The organism is Cellulomonas edaphi (assembly GCF_030362815.1).
GTDB classification, from domain to species: domain Bacteria; phylum Actinomycetota; class Actinomycetes; order Actinomycetales; family Cellulomonadaceae; genus Cellulomonas; species Cellulomonas edaphi.
Map to the genome: position 1 here is coordinate 961,542 of NZ_JAUCGR010000002.1, position 21,361 is coordinate 982,902.

Here is a 21,361-nt window from a genome sequence, read left to right on the forward strand (position 1 = left end):
GCTGCGGGGTGGGCGGGCTCGGGCACGGCGGGATCCACGGTACGCGGCGGCGCTGCCCGCGGGGCCGGGATCGGCGGGCCCGATGGCGTGCTAGCGCGTGCCGCCCGGGCGCTTGCGCTGGCCCGCGGGGCGCGTCGGGCGACCGGCGGGGCGCACGACGGGCTCCTCCGCCTGGGTCGGCGGCGCGGCCGAGCTCGTGGTGGCCGCGACGACCGGCGGGAGCAGCAGGCCGACACCCACCGCGAGCGCGACGACGAGCACCGCGACCGCCCACACGCTGATCTCGACGCCGAGCCACCCGATCGCCATCACCACGAGCAGCACCTGCCAGGTGATGACCGGAGAGCGCGCCCAGCGTCGCCCGTTCCACAGGCCGCGCGCGGCCGCCGCGAGCAGCGCCGCGATGCCGAGCGCGAAGACCACGAGGAAGACGACCGCGCCCGGGATCTCGACGTCGCCACGCAGCAGGTCGACGAGCCAGGCGATCGCGAGGCCGACGAACGCCAGAGCCTCGACGAGCACCAGCAGGCACACGGCCACGAGCAGCGGGGGGCGGCGGTCTTCCACCCCCCGAGCGTAGGTCGTCCACGCCCGCCTGCGGCGACCGGGCCGTACATGGACAAACGACCAAGTGCGCTGCTCAGCCCGCGCACAGGTGTGACGAAAGCCTCACCCGTTATCCACTCGAAACCTATTCGTAACCCCTTGTGCAGGTGGGTGCGGGATGTGACTCTAGTGAGAGCACTTCCCCCACCCCCTATTACCACGACTTGCCGCGCGCCCTGACCACGGGGCAGCCCGGTCGTGCGGCCAAGGAGAGCAACCATGGATTGGCGCCACCGCGCAGCGTGTCTGGACGAGGACCCGGAGCTGTTCTTCCCCATCGGCAACACCGGCCCGGCCCTCCTCCAGATCGACGAGGCCAAGGCCGTCTGCCGCCGCTGCCCCGTCGTCGACACGTGCCTCAAGTGGGCCATCGAGACCGGCCAGGACGCCGGCGTCTGGGGTGGCCTCTCCGAGGACGAGCGCCGCGCCCTCAAGCGCCGTACCGCGCGCCAGCGCCGGGCGGGCTGACCGCTCCACCCTGCACACCGAGGCCGGGCTCGTCCCCAGGCCTCCACGACGGACCGGATCGCAGCAGCGACCGGTCCGTCGCTGTGTCTGCGCGCGTCCATCCGGTCCATTGGGCCGGGGCAGCGCGCGCGTCACGCCCGTCCACAGCCGGGGCAGCGCGCCCGTCAGCCCCGCCGACGGGGCCCGTGGAGCGCGCTCGTCAGGAGACGGCCGCGTCGCGCGCCGTCCGCAGCACTGCCTCGATGACCACGGCAGTCCCACCACCCTCGCGCGGGCCCCACTCGATGCTGCCGCGCAGCTCGTTGGTGACCAGCGTGGACACGATCTGCGTCCCCAGCCCGGACCCCGCCCCGCGGTCGACGGGCAGCCCGGCGCCGTCGTCGGCCACGACCACGCGGAGCTCGTCGCCGTCACGGTCCACCGTGATGTCGACCGTGCCGTGCTGGCGGCCGTCCAGGCCGTGCTCGACCGCGTTCGTGACCAGCTCGGTGAGCACCAGGGCGAGCGCGGTCGCGTCGTCGGCCGGGATCGAGCCGAAGGTGCCGTGCACGGTGGTCTTGACCTGCGTGCTCGCCGTCGCCACATCGGCCGCGAGCCGCAGGCTGCGACCCACCAGGTCGTCGAACGGGACGGTCTCGTCGATGGTCTGCGAGAGCGTGTCGTGCACCAGCGCGATGGTCGCCACGCGCCGCATGGCCTCCGCGAGCGCGTCGCGCGCCTCGGGCGAGGACATCCGCCGCGACTGCAGCCGCAGCAGCGCCGCCACGGTCTGCAGGTTGTTCTTCACGCGGTGGTGGATCTCGCGGATCGTCGCGTCCTTGGTGATGAGCTCGCGCTCGCGCCGCCGCAGCTCGGACACGTCACGGCACAGCAGCACGGCACCCATGCGCTGGCCGTGCTCGGTGAGCGGCACCGCGCGCAGCGACAGCGCGACGCCGCGCGCCTCGACGTCCGTGCGCCACGGCGCGCGTCCCATGAGCACCAGCGGCATCGACTCGTCGACGGTGGCCTGCTGCTCGATGAGGTCCGCGGTCACCTCGACGAGCGACCGGCCCACCAGGTCCCCGAGCGCGCCCAGCCGGTGGAAGCACGACAGCGCGTTGGGGCTGGCGTAGAGCACCTCCCCCTCGGAGTTCAGGCGCACCAGCCCGTCCCCGACGCGGGGCGCACCACGCCGCGGTCCGGTGGGGGCGTCGGGCGCGGGGAACTCCCCGCGCGCGATCATCCCGAAGATGTCGTCGGCCGCCTCGACGTAGTTGAGCTCGAGCCGGCTCGGGGTCCGGGTGCCGCCCAGGTTCGTCTGCCGCGCGATCACGGCCACCGAGCGTCCCTGGCGCACCACGGGCACGGCCTCCTCGCGGACCGCGTAGGCGCCGAACCAGCGCGGCTCGCGCGAGCGCTGCGGCGCCTGCTCCTCGAGGGCACGCTGCAGCTGCGGGCGCTGGCCCTCGGGAGCGTGGGATCCGACGACGTCGTCGTAGTGCACCGTCGCACCCGTGGACGGCCGCGCCTGCGCGATCGCGACGAAGTCCCCGGCATCGGTGGGCAGCCACAGCACCAGGTCGGCGAAGGCGAGGTCGGAGACCGCCTGCCAGTCGCCGACGAGCAGGTGCAGCCACTCGACGTCGGCGGCGTCCACGGTGGTGGCGTGGCGGGAGACCAGATCGCTGAGCGTAGGCACGGTCACAGGTTAGGCGGGCGCACCGGGCCGCACGAACGTCGTCGCGCGGCGCTAGCCTCGGGATCGGGCGCGCACAGGCGCCCGCCTCGCCGCCACGACCAGGGGGAACCCGTGCGCCTGACCTTGAGCCTCGAGCTGGCCACGGACGCGCACGGCGCCGCGCGCCTCCTGGCCGACCCCGACTTCGTGCGCGAGACCGTGCGAGCCGCGGGGGCCACCGACGAGCAGGTCGACGTCACGGGCGAGCCCCCGCAGGGTCCGTTCACGGTGACGAGCCGCCGGGCCCTGCCTGCCGACCAGATCCCCGCCCACGTGCGCGGCTTCGTGGGCAACCGCATCGACGTGCGGCAGGTGGACGCCTGGGAGGCGCCGACGCCGGACGGGTCGCGGGCGGGCACCGTGGTGGTCGAGATCGCCGGTGCGCCCGTCCGCCTCACCGGCGACGCGACGATCGCCCCGGCCGGCCCGGCGGCGTCGACGGTCACCTACGACGGCGAGCTGAAGGCCGCGATCCCCCTGTTCGGCTCCGCCGTGGAGCAGGCCGCGGCCGGGGCCATCCGGTCGGCGCTGGAGGTCATCGCGGACGTGGCCCGGCGACGCCTCGCCGCGGCCCCCGCCGACGAGGCCTGACCACCCCCTGACACCGTCTCAGGCAGGTCACGAGCCGTAACGATTCGGTAACGCGGGCCGAGGCTTGCAACGCTCTGACCTGCACAAACGCAGGTGTGGGATCGCTACCACACCCGTTCATGGCCGCGTCATCCTTGACACGTCCACGCCCCGGGACAACAGTTCACCCCAGCGCGTGGGAACGCTCCCGCAACTGCGGAGGGGAGCGCTCCCAGGCCGGGTCCATCAGGCCCACGTCGGGGGTCCGTCATCGCAGACGGACGGCCCTCGGCGTTCAGGTACGGCGACGCAGCCGTCCGACCGACAAGGGAGTCATAGTGCGCAAGACCACCCGCAAGTTCCTGGCCGTCACGGCCGGGGTCGCGAGCATCGCCCTGCTCGCTTCTGCGTGTTCCTCCGACAGCAACTCCAGCGACGACCCGTCGTCCTCGGCGTCGTCCTCGGAGTCGGCCGCCTCGACCGAGAAGATCACGCTCAAGGTCGCCACGTTCAACGAGTTCGGCTACAAGGACCTGTACAAGGAGTACATGTCGCTGCACCCGAACATCACGATCGTCGACGACAAGGCTGCCAAGTCGGACGACGCCCGCGCGGCGGTCCAGACCGCGATCGGTGCCGACACCGTCAAGGACGACATCATCGCTGCTGACAGCGACTGGATGCCGGAGCTGCTCGAGACCCCCGACTACTTCCTCGACCTCGCGTCGGACACGGTCAAGGACCGCTGGCCCGCCTGGAAGTCCGCCCTGAGCACCACGGCCGACGGCAAGCTCATCGGCTACGGCACGGACGCCGGCCCCGAGGCCATCTGCTACCGCAAGGACCTGTTCGAGAAGGCCGGGCTCGCGTCCGACCGCGAGTCCGTCGCCAAGGCGATCGGCACGTCGTGGGACGACTACTTCGCCCTGGGCGAGAAGTTCATGTCCAAGAAGACCGGCGCCGCGTGGTTCGACTCGATCGGCGCGCTGTCGCAGGGCATGGTCAACCAGCTCGACGCCCCGTTCGAGAACCCGGAGACCGACGAGATCACGGCGCTCGACGCCGACTCGCAGATCAAGCCGGTCTACGACCTGCTCACGAGCGACAAGGTCCTGGCCCAGTCCGCGCACCTGCAGCAGTGGACCCCGGACTGGAACGCGGCCTTCGCCAAGGACGCCTTCGCGACCCAGCTGTGCCCGCCGTGGATGACGCAGATCATCACCGGCAACGCGCCTGACCAGAAGAACTGGGACGTCGCCGACGTCATGCCCGGTGGCGCCAGCAACTGGGGCGGCTCGTTCCTCCTCGTTCCTGCCAAGGGCAAGAACGCCGACGCCGCCAAGGCGCTCGCCGACTGGCTGACCGACCCGGTGCAGACCGCGAAGATCTTCGTCCAGTACGGCAACTTCCCGAGCCAGACGGCCGCCACCACCGACCCGTCGGTGACCGGCAAGACGGACGCCTACTTCGGTGGCGCCCCGACCGGCCAGATCTTCTCCAACCGGTTCGCCCCGATCGAGAAGCAGCCGTACCGCGGCTCGCACTACTTCGCGATCAACCAGGCGCTCGGCGACGCGTACACCCGCGTCGACGTGACCAAGTCGGACTCCGCCGCGGACTCGTGGAAGAAGTTCGAGACGGCCGTCAAGGACCTCGGCTGACGATGTCCTGAGCACTCGGGGGGCGGGGCCTCACGGTCCCGCCCCCCGAGCCCGGACACGCACAGCACAGCCCGCCTCGGCCCCGAAGGACTTCCATGACCAGCACCCAGACCCCGCAGTTCGCGGGGCCCACGTCCGGCGAGGACGGGGACCGGCAGCAACGGCGCGTCGGGTTCTCGCAGAAGCTCGGACGCTGGGACGTCAAGCTCTCCCCCTACCTCTACATCTCCCCGTTCTTCATCCTGTTCCTCGTCGTGGGGCTCTTCCCGCTGCTCTACACGGCGTTCGTGTCCATCCACGACTGGGACCTGATCAAGGGCCAGGGCGACAGCGTCGGCCTCAAGAACTACGACTGGGTGCTCCACTCGGAGACGTTCTGGAAGTCCGTCCGCAACACCTTCAGCATCTTCCTGCTGAGCTCCGTGCCGCAGATCATCATCGCGCTCGTGCTCGCCGCGATCCTCGACGCGAACCTGCGCGCCAAGACGTTCTGGCGGATGGGCGTGCTCGTCCCCTACGTGGTCGCGCCGGTGGCCGTCAGCCTCATCTTCGGCCAGCTGTTCGCCGACCAGTCGGGCACGATCAACCAGATCCTGACCAACCTGGGTCTGCCGACCATCGGCTGGCACGCCGACGTGCTGCCGAGCCACATCGCCATCGCCTCGATGGTCAACTTCCGGTGGACCGGGTACAACACGCTGATCCTGCTCGCCGCGATGCAGGCCATCCCGCGCGACCTGTACGAGGCCGCCATCATCGACGGCGCCACGCGCGTGCGGCAGTTCTTCTCGATCACCATCCCGATGCTGCGGCCGACCATGATCTTCGTGATCATCACGTCGACCATCGGCGGCCTGCAGATCTTCGACGAGCCGCGCCTGTTCGACCAGGACGGCCGTGGCGGCGCCGACGGGCAGTACCTGACGGTGACCAACTACATCTACCAGCTGGGCTGGACGAACCGGAACTTCGGCCGCGCGTCGGCAGTCGCGTGGATCTTGTTCCTCATCATCCTGGTGATCGCTCTGATCAACCTGATGATCACGCGGCGGATCGCGTCCGATCAGTCCGCCGGTGAGAAGAAGCGAAAGAAGGTCCGAGCATGAGCGCCCCGTCCGTCGCCGCGATCGAGCAGTTTGCCGGCAAGGGCGCCGCGCGCAGCGCCGCCCGCAAGCGCAACCGTGCGACGAGCGGGAGCGGGTCCGAGCGTCGGCCCCGGTGGGTCACGTACGCGCTGCTGACCCTCGCGCTCGCGATCTCGTTCTACCCGCTGTACTACGCGTTCCTGCTGGCCTCGTCCACGGCGAACGACATCGCGCGGCACCCCATCCCGTCGCTCATCCCCGGCGGGCACCTGATCGAGAACATCAAGCGCGTGCTGGAGTCCGACATCGGGTTCTGGAAGGCCGTGGAGAACTCGGTCATCATCGCGGTCGTCACGTCGCTGTCCGTGGTGCTGTTCTCGACGCTCGCCGGCTTCGCCTTCGCCAAGCTGCGGTTCCGCGGTCGTGGCCCGCTGCTGGTCTTCGTCATCGCGACCACCGCGGTCCCGACCCAGCTCGGCGTGGTGCCGCTGTTCCTCATCATGAAGCAGCTGGACTGGATCGGTCAGATCCAGGCGGTGATCGTGCCGGGCCTCGTGACGGCGTTCGGCGTGTTCTGGATGACGCAGTACCTGGAGAGCGCGCTCCCCTACGAGCTCATCGAGGCCGCCCGCGTGGACGGCGCGTCGATGATCCGCACGTTCTGGAGCATCGCGCTCCCGGCTGCCCGACCGGCTGCCACGATGCTCGGCCTGTTCACGTTCGTCACGTCGTGGACCAACTACTTCTGGCCGTTCATCATCCTGGGCTCGTCGAACCCGACGCTCCCGGTCGCCCTGCAGCTTCTCCAGGGGACCTTCTTCAAGGACATGTCGCTGGTCATGGCCGGCGTCGTCCTGTCGGTGATCCCGCTGCTCATGCTGTTCATCGTCGCGGGCCGCCAGCTCGTCGCAGGCATCATGCAGGGCGCGGTCAAGGGGTGATCTCCCCCGCCGGTGCCCCGGTGCGCGGTCGTAAGGTGGACCGCGCACCGGGCGCCGCCGCCGTCGGTCCCGACGGCACCGCACCCAGGTCCGCCATCCACCCAGCGCGTACCGGGAAGCGCATCGCCGCGCGGACCGTCCGGACGCTGCTGCCCACACTTCGCACGGAAGGGAGCCCGGCGTGAACCCCACGCTCCGGCAGGACGAGGCGCCCCCCGTCACCCCCACCCTCGAGCAGGTCGCCGAGCGCGCAGGAGTCTCGCGCTCGACCGCCTCGCGAGCCATCAACGGCGGCCTGCGGGTCTCCCCCGAGGCGCAGGCCTCGGTCGACGCGGCCGTGGCCGAGCTGGGGTACACCCCCAACCGCGCGGCTCGCTCGCTGGTCACCAAGCGCACCGACTCGATCGCGCTCGTGGTCCCCGAGCCCGACGAGAGGGTGCTGTCCGACCCGTTCTTCGCGGGCACCCTCAACGGACTGAGCTCCTCGCTCGCCGACTCCGACATCCAGGTGGTGCTCGTCATCGCCCGCCCCGGTGAGTCCGACCGCACGCTGCGCTACCTGCGCAACGGGCACGTCGACGGCGCGGTCGTCGTGTCGCACCACCGCTCCGACGACCTCGACAGCGCGCTGCTCACCTCGCGCGTCCCGAACGTCTTCGTCGGTCGGCCCCTGTCCACCGAGGTGGTGGGCGTCAACTACGTCGACACCGACAACGTCGCGGGCGGCACGCTCGCCACACAGGCGCTGATCGAGCGCGGCTGCCGCCGCATCGCGACGATCGCCGGGCCCGAGGACATGTCGGCCGGCATCGACCGCCTGATCGGCTGGCGCGCGGCGCTGGCCTCGGCGGGCATGCCCGACGACGCGGTCGTGTACGGCGACTTCACGATCGCGTCGGGCGCGGCCGCGGCGCGCGACCTGCTGGCGCGGCACCCGGACATCGACGGCATCTTCATCGCGTCCGACCTCATGGCCGCCGGCGCGATGGGCGTGCTGGCGGAGGCCGGCAAGGACATCCCCGGGGACATCGCGGTGGTCGGCTACGACAACATCGGCGTCGCGGCGTCGACCACTCCCCCGCTGACCACCGTGGTGCAGCCCGTCGCGGCGATGGCGCGTGCCGCCGGTGCGCGCCTGCTGGCTCAGCTGCAGGGCATGCCGACACCCGTCGAGCCGCTGATCTTCGAGCCGGAGCTGGTGCGCCGGGCCTCGGCCTGACTCACGCCGCGGGCAGGTGCCCGAAGCGGTGACGGGTGCGGCTCACGGCCTGCTCACGCAGCACGGACAGCAGCTCCCGGTCGGCCGACGCCAGCACCGGACCGTCCAGCACGGTCACCTCGGCCACGCGCGTCGCCGCGGCGGAACGCAGGGCCGGCTCCGCGCCGCCGACCACCCGGATGCGGCCCGAGACGGCGCCGCTCGCGACCCGCGCCGCGAAGGCCGCGTCGTCCTCGTCGGGGGCCGTGCTCTCGACGACCGGCACGCCCGCCGTCACGGCCGCGTGCCGGACGCGCTCGACGTCCCGCTCCCGAGCGCCCGCGCGCACCCGCAGCACCAGGGACGGCAGCGGGCGGTAGCGCAGCACGTTCGACTCGACGCGCAGGCCGCTCGGGTCGTGCTCGACGCCGAACGTCTCGGCCCAGGCGCGCTCGTCGTCGGCGCTCGCCCAGGCGAGCCACGCGTCGTCGTCGCCCGGCACGTCCGGCCCGTCACGCCACGCACCCAGCTGCGCCACGTAGTGCGGTCCGCCCGCCTTCGCACCCGGACCCACCACCGAGGCCTTCCACCCGCCGAACGGCTGACGCTGCACGACGGCACCGGTGATGTGCCGGTTTACGTAGGCGTTGCCCACCTCGACGTGCTCCAGCCAGTGCTCGATCTCCCGCTCGTCGAGCGAGTGCAGGCCGCCGGTCAGCCCGAAGGCCACCGCGTTCTGCCACTCGATGGCCTCGTCGAGCGTGCGCGCCCGCATCACGCCCAGCACCGGGCCGAAGCACTCCGTGGTGTGGAACCACGAGCCCGGCTGCACGCCGTGCCGGACGCCGGGGGTCCAGCAGCGCCCCTCGTCGTCCAGGCGTCGGGGAGCCACGAGCCACTCCTCGCCCTCGTCGAGCGTCGTCAGCGCGCGCCGGAGCTTGCCCGCGGCCGGCTCGACCAGGGGGCCCATCCCGGTGGCCAGGTCGGCGGCGGGACCCACCCGCAACGACGCCACGGCGTCGGCGAGCTGGCGGCGCAGCCGGTCGTCCGTGCACGCCGAGCCGACCAGGATCAGCAGCGATGCGGCGGAGCACTTCTGCCCCGCGTGGCCGAAGGCTGAGCGCACGACGTCGGCGACCGCGAGGTCGACATCGGCCGACGGCGTCACCACGAGCGCGTTCTTGCCGGAGGTCTCCGCCATGACCTGCAGGTCGGGCCGCCACCCGGCGAACAGCTCGGCGGTCTCGATCGAGCCGGTCAGCAGCACGCGCGTCACGTCCTCGTGCGTCACGAGGCGTCGTCCGACCTCGTCCTCGGGGCTGAGCACGACCGTGAGCACCCCCGGGGGCAGGGCGCTCGCGACGGCCGCCATGGCCACCTGCGCGCACCGGGGTGTGGCCGGGGCGGGCTTGATGAGCACCGGGCTCCCGGCTGCGAGGGCGGCCAGCACCGAACCCACCGGGATGGCGACGGGGAAGTTCCACGGCGGCGTCACCACCGTGACCCCCTGCGGCTCGAACACCGCGCCGGGCATGCCGTCGAGCTCGTCCGCCCGGTCGGCGTAATAGCGCGCGAAGTCGACCGCCTCGCTGACCTCGGGGTCGGCCTCGGCCACGGTCTTCGCCGCCTCCTCGACCATCACCGCGACGAGGTCCCCTCGTGCGGCCTCGAGCGCGGCTCCGGCGTGGCGGAGTGCGGCAGCCCGCTCGCGTGCGGGCGTGGCGGACCAGGAGCGCGACGCCGCGACCGCCCGGGCGACGACGCGGTCCACGTCCTCGACGCTCTCGACGCGGAGCGCACCCTCCGGCGGGGCGACGTGCCGCACGACGAGCCCACGAGCCCAGGCGCGCGCGTCCGCGACCGACGGGTCGGTGTCGGCCACGTTGGTGAAGGTGGCCCCCTCGTGCCGACGCTGGTCGTCGCGCCGGGGCACCGCCGACACGGCGTGACGGTGCCGGACGGCGTCCACGAACGCGGCCTCTTGCGTGCCCATCGCGCCGTCGCTCCCGTCGGGTCCGTCCTCGGGCGCGAACAGCGCGTGCAGGAAGTTCTCGCCCGCGGCGTTCTCCTCGAGCCGGCGCACCAGGTAGGCGACCGCGACATCGAAGTCGTCGTGCGCCACCACGGGCGTGTAGAGCAGCACCTCGCCGACGTCGTCGCGCACAGCACGCGCCTGGGCGGGGGCCATCCCCTGCAGCATCTCGACATCCATCGCGTCGCCGACGCCGCGTGCCCCGGCGAGCACGTGCGCGGCCGCGACGTGGAACAGGTTGTGGCTGGCGACCCCCACGCGGAGCACCTCCGTGCGGTCGCGGTCCAGCGCGCGGTCGACGAGGCGCAGGTAGGCGGCGTCGACCTCGGCCTTGGTGCCGTAGGGCGCCTGGGGCCAGCCGTGCAGCTCGGCGTCGACCCGCTCCATCGCCAGGTTCGCGCCCTTGACCAGGCGCACCTTGAGCGCCGCGCCACCTGCGGTCCGCCGCTCGTGCGCGAGGTCGGCGAGCTCGTCGTACGCCGCGAGCGCGTCGGGCAGGTAGGCCTGCAGGACCACGCCCATGGGGGCGTGGAGCAGCTCCCGCTCGGCCGCGAGCCGGCGGAACACCTGCAGCGTCAGGCTGAGGTCGCGGTACTCCTCCATGTCGAGGTTGAGGAACGTGCCGTGCTCCGCGGCGACCCGGTACAGCGGGACCAGGCGATCCGCCACGCGTGCCGCGCTCGCCTCGGTGTCCCACGTGGAGAGCTGGCTGGCGACCGCCGAGACCTTCACCGACACGTAGTCGACATCCGGCCGCTGGACCAGCTCGGTCAGCCGTGCCAGCCGGGCGGCCGCCTCCTGCTCCCCCAGCACGGCCTCGCCGAGCAGGTTGAGGTTGAGCCGGAAGCCCTGCGCGCGCATCCGCGCCAGGTGCGGCCCCAGACCCGGACCCGCGTCCGCGACGAGGTGACCCACCAGCTGCCGCAGCCTGGCACGGGCGGCCGGCACCACGACGCCGGGCGCGACGGGCGCGACCCGCGTCCCGACTGTGAGCAGCGCGCGGTCCACGGGCCCGAGGAACGAGGCGGAACCGGCCGCGCGGCCCAGGGCAGCCAGCTCTCGCGCGGCGACGTGCAGGTCACGCGGCCGGGCCACGCGGTCGACGAAGCGCACTGCGAGCTCCAGCCCGGCGGGATCCGCGACGAGGGCGCCCAGGCGGGCCGCGGTCCGCCGCTCGCGTGCGGGTCCGGCTGCCGTCCCCTCGCTCGTCGCGTCCAGCCACCAGTGGGCGAGCGCGAGCGCGCGGGGTACGAGGTCGTCGAGCTCGGTCATGGTCCTCCTCGGCACGACGAGGGGGTCGCCCGCGCCGTCACGGTGAAAGGGCGCGCTGGGTGCGCACGTCCCGGGCCCAGTCTGGCCCGCCGGCCCTGGCGCGGCGAGTCGCGTCGGCCAGGGCACGGCGAGCGCTCGTCGGTGGCAAGGTGGGGTCGCGGCACGGAGCACCGCGGTCGGCGACGAGGCCGGCCATCCGGGCCGGCACGCTCGCATCGGAAGGACACCCATGCCTGACGAAGTCCGCACGACGCCCGCCACCACCCCCGGCGCGGCTGGCTCTGCCCTCGACACCGCACACGCCCAGCTGGCGTCGGCGGTCCAGATCCTCGGCTATGACGACGGCCTGCACCGCATGCTCGCCACGCCACGCCGCGAGATGAACGTCGCCATCCCCCTGCGCCGCGACGACGGCTCGACCGAGCTGTTCATGGGCTACCGGGTGCAGCACAACATCTCCCGCGGTCCCGGCAAGGGCGGGCTGCGGTACTCCGCGTCGGTCGACGTCGACGAGGTCCGCGCGCTGGCCATGTGGATGACCTGGAAGTGCGCCGTGGTCGACGTGCCCTACGGCGGGGCCAAGGGTGGCGTGACGATCGACCCCTCGCGGTACAGCTCGACCGAGCTCGAGCGGGTCACCCGGCGCTACACGAGCGAGATCATGCCGATCATCGGCCCGGAGCGGGACATCATGGCCCCGGACATCGGCACCAACGAGCAGACCATGGCCTGGGTCATGGACACGTACTCCGTGAACATGGGCTACACGATCGCCGCGGTCACCACCGGCAAGCCCCTGGCCGTGGGCGGCTCGCTGGGGCGGGCCACCGCCACCTCGCAGGGCGTGGTCCACGCCGCCGCGGCCGCCCTCGCGGACGCGGGCGTGCGCCTCGACGAGGTCTCCACCGCCATCCAGGGCTTCGGCAAGGTGGGTTCGCACGCGGCGCGCCTGCTGCACGAGGCCGGCACGCGCGTGGTCGCGGTCAGCGACGAGCACGGCGGTGTGCAGGCGTCCGACGGTCTCGACGTGCCCGCCCTGCTGGCGCACGTGGCGGCGGGCGGCGCGGTCGCCGAGTTCGACGGCGGCACGCCCGTGAGCAACGCCGAGCTGCTGGCGCTCGACGTGGACGTCCTGATCCCCGCCGCCGTCGAGGGCGTCCTGGACGCCGACGCCGCGGGCCGGGTGAAGGCGCGGTGGGTCGTCGAGGCCGCCAACGGACCCACCACGACCGAGGGCGATCGCGTGCTCGCCGAGCGCGGCATCGTGGTGGTGCCCGACATCCTGGCCAACGCCGGTGGCGTCATCGTGTCCTACTTCGAGTGGGTGCAGGCCAACCAGGCGTACTGGTGGACGGAGCAGGAGATCGCCGAGCGCCTCGAGCTGCGGATGGCGGCGTCGTACGCCGCCGTGTCGGCGGTCTCGCGCCGCGAGGGGATCACCCTGCGTGACGCCGCGCTGGTCATCGGCGTGCGCCGCGTCGCCGAGGCCCATCAGATCCGCGGCCTGTACCCCTAGGCCGGCCGCTCGTCGACGTCGCCCGCGCCCGCCCGGAGCGGCGTGGGCGACGTCGGCCGCTCAGCTCCGGGCGGCGGTGCGGGGCAGCGCGATCGACGCGCCGTCGTCCGCGACCAGGTCGACGTGCGTCGGGCGACCCACGCCCGCCGCGGCGGGCTCGAGCGCCGGGTCTGCCTCGAGCGCCGGGTCGGGCTCGAGCGCCGGGTCGGCCGAGCGCGCCGCAGCGCCGTCCGCGGCGCGCAGGGTGAGTGGCCGGGCCAGCAGACGGTGCAGCGCCTGCCCGGCCTCCATCGCCTCGGGCGGGCCCGCCATCAGGGTCGAGACCATCGGCCCGAACGTGAGGGCGTCGCCGTCGACCGCCCACGTGCCGCGGATGCGGTTGACGCCGCCCAGCCCGAACACCTGGCCGTCGCCGTCGAACGTCAGCCACGGGCAGTGCCGCTCGTCGGCCGGCGTCGGGCGCCCGTCGAGCGCAGTCACGATCCAGGTCCCGACGAGTCGCATCACGACCTCGATCCTGGCACCTCGCCGCGCCGCGCGGGAGGGGCCGCCGCCGCGCGGGAGGGGCCGCCGCGCAGGAGGGGAGCCGTCAGCCGCGGGGCTGGCGATCCGCCCACGTGGTGAGCTCCACGCGCGGCCCGGTGTAGAACGGCACCTCCTCGCGGACGTGCAGGCGCGCGTCCGTGGCGCGAAGGTCGCGCATGAGGTCGACGATGCGGTGCAGCTCGGGCGCCTCGAACGCGAGGATCCACTCGTAGTCGCCGAGCGCGAACGCGGAGACCGTGTTGGCGCGGACGTCGGCGTAGTCGCGCGCGGCCTGCCCGTGCTCGACGAGCATGCGTCGGCGGTCGTCGGCCGGGAGCACGTACCAGTCGTACGAGCGGACGAACGGGTAGACGCAGATGTAGTCGCCCGGCTCCTCGCCCGCCAGGAACGCCGGGACGTGCGCCCGGTTGAACTCCGCCGCCCGGTGCAGGCCCACCACCGACCACACGGGCAGCAGATAGCGCCCCAGGGCGCTGGCCCGGAGGCGCTGGTAGGCGCCCTGCACCTCTTCGATCGTCTCCGCGTGCCACCACACCATGAGGTCGGCGTCCGCGCGCAGGCCCGCGACGTCGTACCAGCCGCGCACCACGAGGCCCTCGCGCTCGACGGCGCGCAGGGCCTCCGCGACGAGCTGGCCGCGCTCGTCGTCGTCCTCGGGGAGCACGTCCTCGAGGGAGAAGACCGTCCACATGGTGTAGCGCACGGTCGCGTTCAGGGCGTCGGCGTCGACGGGCGGGTGGGTCACGCGAGGGTCCTCTCGAGAACGGGAAGCAGGAGCGTCAGGACAGCGGGTCGGTGGAGCACGCCGCGGGCACGCCGGACTCGACGCCGTCCTGGCGGCGGCAGCAGCCGGGCGCGCACACGCTGCGGAACGCGGGCAGCGAGCCGACGGTCGCCTGCTGCACGTCCTCGCCACGCGCGAGGGCGGCCCGCTCCAGCACCAGGTCGACGAGCCCGGACACGAACGCGTCCCGGACCCCCACCGTGTCCGCCCGCACCGCGGCGAGGCCGAGCCGCTCGGCGGTCTCCATCGCCTCGGTGTCGAGGTCGAACGCGACCTCCATGTGGTCGGAGATGAACCCGATCGGAGCGATCACCACGGCGGCCGTCCCCGAGGCGGCGAGCGCCTCGAGGTGGTCGTTGACGTCCGGCTCGAGCCAGGGCTGGCTGGGCGGGCCCGAGCGCGAGCAGTACGCGAGGTCCCACTCGACCGGGTGCCCCACGCGCTCGGCGACGGCCTTCGCGACGACCTCCGCCACCGACAGGTGCTGCTCGCTGTAGGTCGCGCCGCTGATGCGCGACGCGGCCTCCATGGTGTCCGGGATGGAGTGCGTGACGAACACGACGCGAGCACCCGCGGGGACGCGGGCGTACGCCTCGGCCACGGCGTCCACGTTCGCGGCGACGAACCCGGGATGGTTGAAGTAGCTGCGCACCTTGTCGACCACGAGCGGGTGCTCGGTGTCGCTCAGCTCCGTGGCCACCGCGTCGAGCGAGGACCAGAAGTCCTCGCGGTACTGGCGGCAGCCGGAGTACGACGAGTACGCGCTGGTGACCAGCGCGAGCACACGGCGCGCGCCGTCGGCGTGCGCCGCGGCCAGCGCGTCGCGCGTGTAGGGCGTCCAGTTGCGGTTGCCCCACACCACCGGCAGGTCGATGCCGCGGCGCGCGAGCTCCTCGACGAGCGCGCGCTGCAGCGCCAGGTTCTGGCCGTTGATCGGGCTCGCGCCGCCGAAGTGGTGGTAGTGCTCAGCGACCTCGGCGAGCCGCTCGTCGGGGATCCCCTTGCCCGCGGTGACGTTGCGCAGGAACGGCAGCACGTCGTCGGGGCCGTCGGGGCCGCCGAACGAGGCGAGCATCAGGGCGTCGTACGGAGCGACATCGGTCGACGGGAGGAGAGTGTGTGGGGGCACGCGTCGATCATCGCATCGAGCACCTGCGCGGCTCGCCCGCAGGGACGTGATCTTGACCCGACACCGCGTCAGCATCCGGGCACACGTCCGCCCGGGACAGGGGTCGCCTGTCCCGGGCGGTCGTGCGGAGGGTGCCGGTCAGCCCTTGACGGCACCACCCAGGCCCGCGCCGCGCAGGAACATGCGCTGGAAGACCAGGAACATCGTGATCGGGATGAGCGTGGAGATGGCCAGAGCCGCCATGAGCGTGCCCTTGTCCACGTTGGCCATCGACTGCAGGTACACGGACAGGGGCTTGACGCTGTCGTCCTTGAGCACCAGGAACGGCCAGAGGAAGTCCTTCCACGAGGCGATCACCGCGAACACGGAGACCACGCCGATGATCGGCTTGCTCATGGGCAGCACGATGTGCCAGAAGAGCCGGAAGGGACCCGCGCCGTCCACGCGCGCGGCCTCGAAGATCTCCCGGGGCAGGGAGTCGAAGAACCGTGCGACGAGGACCACGTTGAACGCGCTCGCGCCCGCCGGCAGCCACACCGCGAAGAAGTTGTTCACCAGGGAGTCGCCGACGGGCGGGTGCACGATGATCTTGTAGAGCGGGATGAGCAGCACCACGGCGGGCACGAAGAGCGTCGCCAGCACCGCCCAGTTGAGCACCTTGGCCCACCGCGGTCGCAGCACCGACAGGACGAACCCGCCGGTGGTGGCCACCAGGATCTGCGTGAACCAGGCGCCCAGGGCGAACCACACGGTGTTCATGAAGAACTGGCCGATGTGGTACCTGTTCCAGGCCTGGTCGACGTTGTGCATCGTCGGCCCGTTCGGGAAGACCGCCATGGGCGCCGTGAGGATGTCCTGCGTCGGCGTGAACGCGAACTTGCCCAGCAGCAGCAGCGGACCCAGGCACCACACCAGCAGCAGCACGAGCAGCAGGAAGTGCATGCTGCGCCACGTGTGCTTGACGCTGGGCCGGCGCCAGTCGGCGGACGACAGCGCCCCGCGGTCGGGGTTGTCCACGGTGGAGCGCCGTCGTCGGCGCACGATCGCCGCGAGCGACGCGCTCGGGGCCGCCGCCGCAGCCGAGCCCGGCATGGCGCCCGGCAGCGCCGGCGGTGGGGTGTCCCGGTCGATGGTGGTCACGATTGGCTCCAGGAACGCGTCAGGCGGAAGTACACGAGCGACATCACGGCGAGGAAGGCCGCGAGCAGGAGGCTCAGGGCCGTGGCCTGCCCGAAGTTGTTGCCGAGGTTGGCGAAGGCCAGGTTGTAGACGTGCAGCATGATCGTCTCGGTCGCGTGGTTGGGACCGCCGTTGGTGAACAGGAACGGTTCCAGGAACACCTGCGCCGTGCCGATGATCTGCAGGATCAGCGTGATGAACAGGACCCCGCGCAGCTGCGGGATCGTCACGTGCCACACCTTGCGCAGGACGGAGGCGCCGTCCACCTCGGCCGCGTCGTAGAGCTCGGCCGGCACGCTGATGAGGGCCGCCAGGTAGATGATCACCGTGCCGCCGGCCGCGGCCCACGTGGCCTCGAGCACGAGCGACGGCATCGCCCACGCGCTGTCCGCCAGCCACGGGTACGGCCCGAGGCCCACCCAGCCGAGCACCGTGTTGAACACGCCCTCGGGGCGCGGGTCGTAGAAGAACTTCCACAGGAGCACGGCGACCACGGGCGGCACCACCACCGGCAGGTAGGCCAGCACCGAGTACAGCCCCTTGCGCCTGCGCAGCTCGCTCATGAGCACCGCCCCGATCAGCGGCACGGGGTAGCCGAAGATCAGCGCGAGCACGGCGAACCACGCCGTGTTCTTGATGACCGTCGGCAGCAGCGGGTCGGCGAAGACCGCACGGAAGTTGTCCAGCCCCACCCACACGGGTGCGTCGGTGAGGTTCGTCTTCTGCAGGCTCATGACGAACGCCGAGACGATCGGCCACCACGAGAAGACGCCGAAGATGAACAGGATCGGGAGCGCGAACAGCAGCGCGGTCAGGCCGCCGCGGCGCACCCAGGTGGCCGGGGTGCCGCGCTGCTTGCTGCGCTCGTGCACCTGGAACCGCGCCGGCTTGGGCCCGGGTGCGACGGTGACGACGTCGTCGGTGGTCATGACATGTGCCTCATCTGTCTGGTGCGAGGGCGAACGGGGGTGCCTGGACAGGGCAAGAGTGCCCTGGCCAGGCACCGTCCGGTCGGATCGGCTGCGTCGTGGCTTACTTCGCAGCGGCGTCGATCGCGGCCTGGCCGGTCGTGTTCGCCTCGTCGAGGAGCTTGTCGACGTCGGCGTTCTTCTCGGAGATCACTGCCTGGACCACCGGGAACAGGGCGTTGTACAGGTCCTGGACCGACGCCGAGGCCTCAGGCACCAGGTTCTGCGTGAACATGACGTCCGTGTAGCCCTTCATGTCGGCGAGCGGGACGTTGATGTAGTCCTGGATCCACGCCTGCGACTGCTGGTAGTTCTCCTCGGAGAAGATCGGCAGCACCGGGGTGCCCACGGCCTGGGGCGGGTCGGCCTCGGCGCGGGTCTTGGCGTCGGCGATGGCCTGGTCCTGGTCCTGCAGCTTCGACAGGTACCACCAGTCGATCCACTTCACCGCGGCCGCCTTCTGGGCGTCCGTGGAGTCCTTCGTCACCGCGGCCAGCGTGCCACCCGTGAGCGCGCCGCCGTTGTTGTCGGTGGGGATGGCCGTCAGGCCGTAGCCCCAGTCCTTGGTGACGCCGTTGCTCTCGACGAGCGCGTTGTAGACGTCCGAGCCGGAGGTGTACATGGCGACCTCGCCACCACCGAACGCGGCGTTGATCTCACCCCACCCGAGGTCCGCGCGCGGCAGCAGCGAGTTGTCCTCCCAGCGCAGGGCCTTGAGCCACTCGAGGTGCGCCTTGACGGCCGGGTCGTTCAGCGTGGCCGTGTACTTGCCGTCGCCGCCCGACGTCTCGATGACGCCGCCACGCGAGTTCGCACCCGCGGCGAGCTGCCAGCCGCCCGAGGCGTCGAGCGCCATCGTCGCGTAGCCCGCGACCTTGGTCTTGTCGTGGATCTGCTTGGCGTAGGCGCGGACCTCGTCCCACGTCGTCGGCGGCTTGTCGGGGTCGAGGCCCGCCTGCGTGAACAGCTTGCGGTTGTAGTGCAGGGCGACCGCGTAGATCGACTTGGCCGGGACGGCGTAGATCTTGCCGTCGGAGCCCTGGCCGTTGGCGAGCAGCTTCGGGTTGAACTGGTTGCCGTACGGGAGCTCCTTGACGTACTGGTCGATGTCGGCCAGCTGGCCGTTCTCGATCAGCGTCTTGCCGTCCGTCAGGGGGATCTCGAACACGTTGGGCAGCGTGCCGCCCGCGAGCTGGGTGGTGAACGTCGAGTTCTTCCACTCGTAGTCCTCGGGCTCGACCGTGATGTTCGGGTACTTGTCCTCGAACGAGGCGACCCGGTCGGCGAGCTGCTGCTTGGCGGCGTCGTCGGCCGTCGGCAGCAGGCCTGCCACCTTGATCGTCACGGGCTCGTCGGTGCCGGCCGGCGCGCTCGCGCTGCCCGACGCCTCGGGCGTCGTGTCGTCGTCACTGTCGCTGCACGCCGCCAGCAAGCCCAAGGACAGGGTCCCGGCCATGACGAGCGCGGTGGTGCGATTGAACCTCATCGTCACTCCTTCGTGAGGTACGTCCTGACCTGTGTCAGGTCCGCGATGTGGAACTTCGGACTGGTGGTGCTGGTGCCGCCCGGGCCGGGGCTACTGCGGGACGCTCCGGATCGGACGGGTGGTGCTGGTCCTGCTCGGTGGTGCGGGGGCACCGGGTCGGGGTGGTCAGGGGGTGATGCGTAGCCACACGGCGGTGTCGCGCGGCAGCTTGCCTGCCACGAGCGGTGCGCTCGCGAGCAGGAGATCGGTGTGCTCCGGCAGCGGCGCCGGCTCGTGGCCGAGGTTGACGACGCACGCGATGTCGCCGCGCGCGAACGCCAGCACGTCGTCGTCGCTCTCGAGCCACGTGATGGGACCGTCGCCCAGCGACGGCTCGGCGCGCCGGTGGGCCAGCACGTCCCGGTACAGGTGCAGCATCGAGGTCGCGTCGGCGGCCTGCGCCTGCACGGTGAGGTCCGCCCAGTCGGCGGGCTGGGGCAACCACGTCGCGGCCGCGCCGGCCGGGCTGAAGCCGAAGGGCGCCTCGGTGCCGGACCACGGCAGCGGCACGCGGCAGCCGTCGCGGCCGGGGTCGACGCCGCCCGACCGGAAGTGCATGGGGTCCTGCAGCAGCTCGCGCGGCAGGTCCTCCACCTCGGGCAGGCCCAGCTCGTCGCCCTGGTAGAGGTACAGGGAACCGGGCAGCGCGGCGGTGAGCAGCGCGGCCGCGCGAGCACGCCGCCGTCCCAGCTCCAGGTCCGTCGGCGTGCCGAACCGCTTCGCCGAGAACGCGAACGAGCTGTCCTCGCGTCCGTAGCGGGTGACCGGCCGGGTCACGTCGTGGTTGGACAGCACCCACGTGGCGGGCGCTCCCACCGGCCCGTGCGCGGCGAGCGTCATGTCGATCGACTCGCGCAGCTGCTTGGCGTCCCACGGCCGGGCCATGAAGTCGAAGTTGAACGCCGTGTGCATCTCGTCGGGACGCAGGTACTGCGCGAAGCGCGCCCGGTCCTGCAGCCACACCTCTCCCACCAGCACGCGCGTGCCCTCGTAGGAGTCGGCCAGCGCCCGCCAGGCGCGGTACACGTCGTGCAGCTCGTCGCGGTCGACGTGCGGGTGCTCGCCGGCCCCCATGTGCTCCGCGTACTCGGGAAGCGTGGCGTCCTTGAGCAGCAGGGCCGCGGAGTCGATGCGGATGCCCGCGACGCCGCGGTCGAACCAGAACCGCAGGACGTCCTCGAACTCGGCGCGCACGTCGGGGTGGTCCCAGTTGAGGTCCGGCTGCTGCGGCGCGAACAGGTGCAGGTACCACTCGCCGGGCGTGCCGTCCGGGTTGGTGGTCCGCGTCCACGTGTTGCCCTGGAAGTCGGACACCCAGTTGGTGGGGATGACCTCGCCGTGCTCGCCCTTGCCGGGGTGGAACCAGAAGCGTGCCCGCTCGGGCGAGCCCGGTCCCGCCGCCAGCGCCGCCTGGAACCAGGCGTGCTGGTCCGAGACGTGGTTCGGGACGATGTCGATGATCGTGCGGATGCCGAGCGAGAGCGCCTCCTGGACCAGGCCCTCCGCCTCCTCGAGCGTGCCGAACGCCGGGTCGATGGCGCGGTAGTCGGCCACGTCGTAGCCGCCGTCGGCGAGCGGAGACACGTACCAGGGCGTCAGCCAGATCGCGTCGACGCCGAGGTCGCGCAGGTAGGGCAGGTGCGCACGGATGCCCGCGAGGTCACCCGTGCCGTCGCCGTTCCCGTCGGCGAAGCTGCGCGGGTAGACCTGGTAGATCACCGCACCGCGCCACCACTGCGGGTCGGTCTCGGGCTGGGCGTGCGCCACGGGAAGCTCGTCTCTCGGTGGGCCGACGACGTCGTCGTGGCCGGTGGGTCGATGTACGCAGCAGATTCGCCACCGCCCGCCGTGCGCCGTACTCAGCGCTCGACCTCGAGGACGTCTCTGTCGTGCCATGACAGTAAAGGACCGAACGAGAACTGCGCAAGAACACGACAGGAGAGTTATCGAAGCGTGACCGAAGACCTGATCGAAGTCGATCGGATCGCGTCGGCCGCTGGCGTGACGCAGGACACGTCGAGCGGCCGCTGCGCGCCGGCGCGTCACCTGCGCGCCGCTCCCCGCGCCGACCTCGTGGTTGTCCACGCTTCCGGCTCGTCGAGCGTGGACAAGGTCAAGCTCGGCGGGGGTTGGGCGGGCGCTCGTGGCCGACGACGGCGGG

The 21,361-nt window shown here is 72.1% G+C and carries 17 protein-coding genes; 7 read left to right on the top strand and 10 right to left on the bottom strand.

Going from position 1 to position 21,361, the window contains the following annotated elements; translation table 11 throughout:
- Positions 1-90: 90 nt before the first annotated feature.
- Positions 91-567 carry a hypothetical protein gene (locus tag QRT05_RS10615; RefSeq protein WP_289447205.1) on the bottom strand — a complete coding sequence of 159 codons (477 nt, stop codon included), beginning with the start codon at positions 565-567 and terminating at the stop codon, positions 91-93.
- 258 nt (positions 568-825) lie between these two features.
- Between QRT05_RS10615 and QRT05_RS10620 the strand changes: the two genes are divergently transcribed.
- Positions 826-1,074, top strand: coding sequence for a WhiB family transcriptional regulator (locus QRT05_RS10620; protein ID WP_055912771.1), 249 nt, complete (start codon positions 826-828; stop codon positions 1,072-1,074).
- A gap of 199 nt (positions 1,075-1,273) precedes the next feature.
- Here the strand turns inward: QRT05_RS10620 and QRT05_RS10625 are convergent, their stop codons facing one another.
- Positions 1,274-2,755, bottom strand: coding sequence for a sensor histidine kinase (locus tag QRT05_RS10625; protein ID WP_289447206.1), 1,482 nt, complete (start codon positions 2,753-2,755; stop codon positions 1,274-1,276).
- Between the two features lie 111 nt (positions 2,756-2,866).
- Between QRT05_RS10625 and QRT05_RS10630 the strand changes: the two genes are divergently transcribed.
- From QRT05_RS10630 to QRT05_RS10650, 5 genes are all read left to right on the top strand, one after another.
- Positions 2,867-3,385 (top strand): DUF2505 domain-containing protein, encoded by a 519-nt coding sequence (locus QRT05_RS10630; protein WP_289447207.1) that lies wholly within the window; start codon positions 2,867-2,869, stop codon positions 3,383-3,385.
- Between the two features lie 317 nt (positions 3,386-3,702).
- Positions 3,703-5,025, top strand: a complete 1,323-nt coding sequence (locus QRT05_RS10635; protein ID WP_289447208.1) for an ABC transporter substrate-binding protein — start codon at positions 3,703-3,705, stop codon at positions 5,023-5,025.
- A gap of 95 nt (positions 5,026-5,120) precedes the next feature.
- A complete protein-coding gene (locus QRT05_RS10640; protein ID WP_289447209.1) occupies positions 5,121-6,131 on the top strand; it encodes a carbohydrate ABC transporter permease in 1,011 nt (336 codons plus the stop codon).
- Positions 6,128-7,051 carry a carbohydrate ABC transporter permease gene (locus QRT05_RS10645; protein WP_289447210.1) on the top strand — a complete coding sequence of 308 codons (924 nt, stop codon included), beginning with the start codon at positions 6,128-6,130 and terminating at the stop codon, positions 7,049-7,051. The genes QRT05_RS10640 and QRT05_RS10645 overlap by 4 nt, the downstream gene beginning before the upstream one ends.
- Before the next feature lie 181 nt (positions 7,052-7,232).
- Positions 7,233-8,270, top strand: a complete 1,038-nt coding sequence (locus QRT05_RS10650) for a LacI family DNA-binding transcriptional regulator (RefSeq protein WP_289447211.1) — start codon at positions 7,233-7,235, stop codon at positions 8,268-8,270.
- 1 nt (position 8,271) lies between these two features.
- Here QRT05_RS10650 and QRT05_RS10655 read toward each other — a convergent pair whose 3' ends face one another.
- Entirely contained in the window at positions 8,272-11,553 is a 3,282-nt protein-coding gene (locus QRT05_RS10655; RefSeq protein ID WP_289447212.1) for a bifunctional proline dehydrogenase/L-glutamate gamma-semialdehyde dehydrogenase, read from the bottom strand.
- A 229-nt stretch (positions 11,554-11,782) separates the two neighbouring features.
- Between QRT05_RS10655 and QRT05_RS10660 the strand changes: the two genes are divergently transcribed.
- Entirely contained in the window at positions 11,783-13,069 is a 1,287-nt protein-coding gene (locus QRT05_RS10660; RefSeq protein WP_289447213.1) for a Glu/Leu/Phe/Val family dehydrogenase, read from the top strand.
- A gap of 60 nt (positions 13,070-13,129) precedes the next feature.
- Here QRT05_RS10660 and QRT05_RS10665 read toward each other — a convergent pair whose 3' ends face one another.
- The 7 genes from QRT05_RS10665 to QRT05_RS10695 all read right to left on the bottom strand — a co-directional run bounded on the left by QRT05_RS10665 (position 13,130) and on the right by QRT05_RS10695 (position 20,967).
- Positions 13,130-13,573 carry an META domain-containing protein gene (locus tag QRT05_RS10665; protein WP_289447406.1) on the bottom strand — a complete coding sequence of 148 codons (444 nt, stop codon included), beginning with the start codon at positions 13,571-13,573 and terminating at the stop codon, positions 13,130-13,132.
- An 85-nt stretch (positions 13,574-13,658) separates the two neighbouring features.
- A complete protein-coding gene (gene hemQ, locus QRT05_RS10670; RefSeq protein ID WP_289447214.1) occupies positions 13,659-14,360 on the bottom strand; it encodes a hydrogen peroxide-dependent heme synthase in 702 nt (233 codons plus the stop codon).
- Between the two features lie 34 nt (positions 14,361-14,394).
- Entirely contained in the window at positions 14,395-15,474 is a 1,080-nt protein-coding gene (locus QRT05_RS10675) for a ferrochelatase (protein ID WP_289447407.1), read from the bottom strand.
- A gap of 192 nt (positions 15,475-15,666) precedes the next feature.
- Positions 15,667-16,620: a carbohydrate ABC transporter permease gene (locus QRT05_RS10680; protein WP_289447408.1), complete on the bottom strand. Its 954-nt coding sequence runs from the start codon at positions 16,618-16,620 to the stop codon at positions 15,667-15,669.
- Between the two features lie 44 nt (positions 16,621-16,664).
- On the bottom strand, positions 16,665-17,636 hold the full coding sequence (locus QRT05_RS10685) for a carbohydrate ABC transporter permease (protein ID WP_289447215.1): 972 nt from the start codon (positions 17,634-17,636) through the stop codon (positions 16,665-16,667).
- A 103-nt stretch (positions 17,637-17,739) separates the two neighbouring features.
- Positions 17,740-19,161, bottom strand: a complete 1,422-nt coding sequence (locus QRT05_RS10690; protein ID WP_289447216.1) for an ABC transporter substrate-binding protein — start codon at positions 19,159-19,161, stop codon at positions 17,740-17,742.
- A gap of 165 nt (positions 19,162-19,326) precedes the next feature.
- Positions 19,327-20,967 carry a glycoside hydrolase family 13 protein gene (locus tag QRT05_RS10695; protein WP_289447217.1) on the bottom strand — a complete coding sequence of 547 codons (1,641 nt, stop codon included), beginning with the start codon at positions 20,965-20,967 and terminating at the stop codon, positions 19,327-19,329.
- Positions 20,968-21,361: the final 394 nt, after the last annotated feature.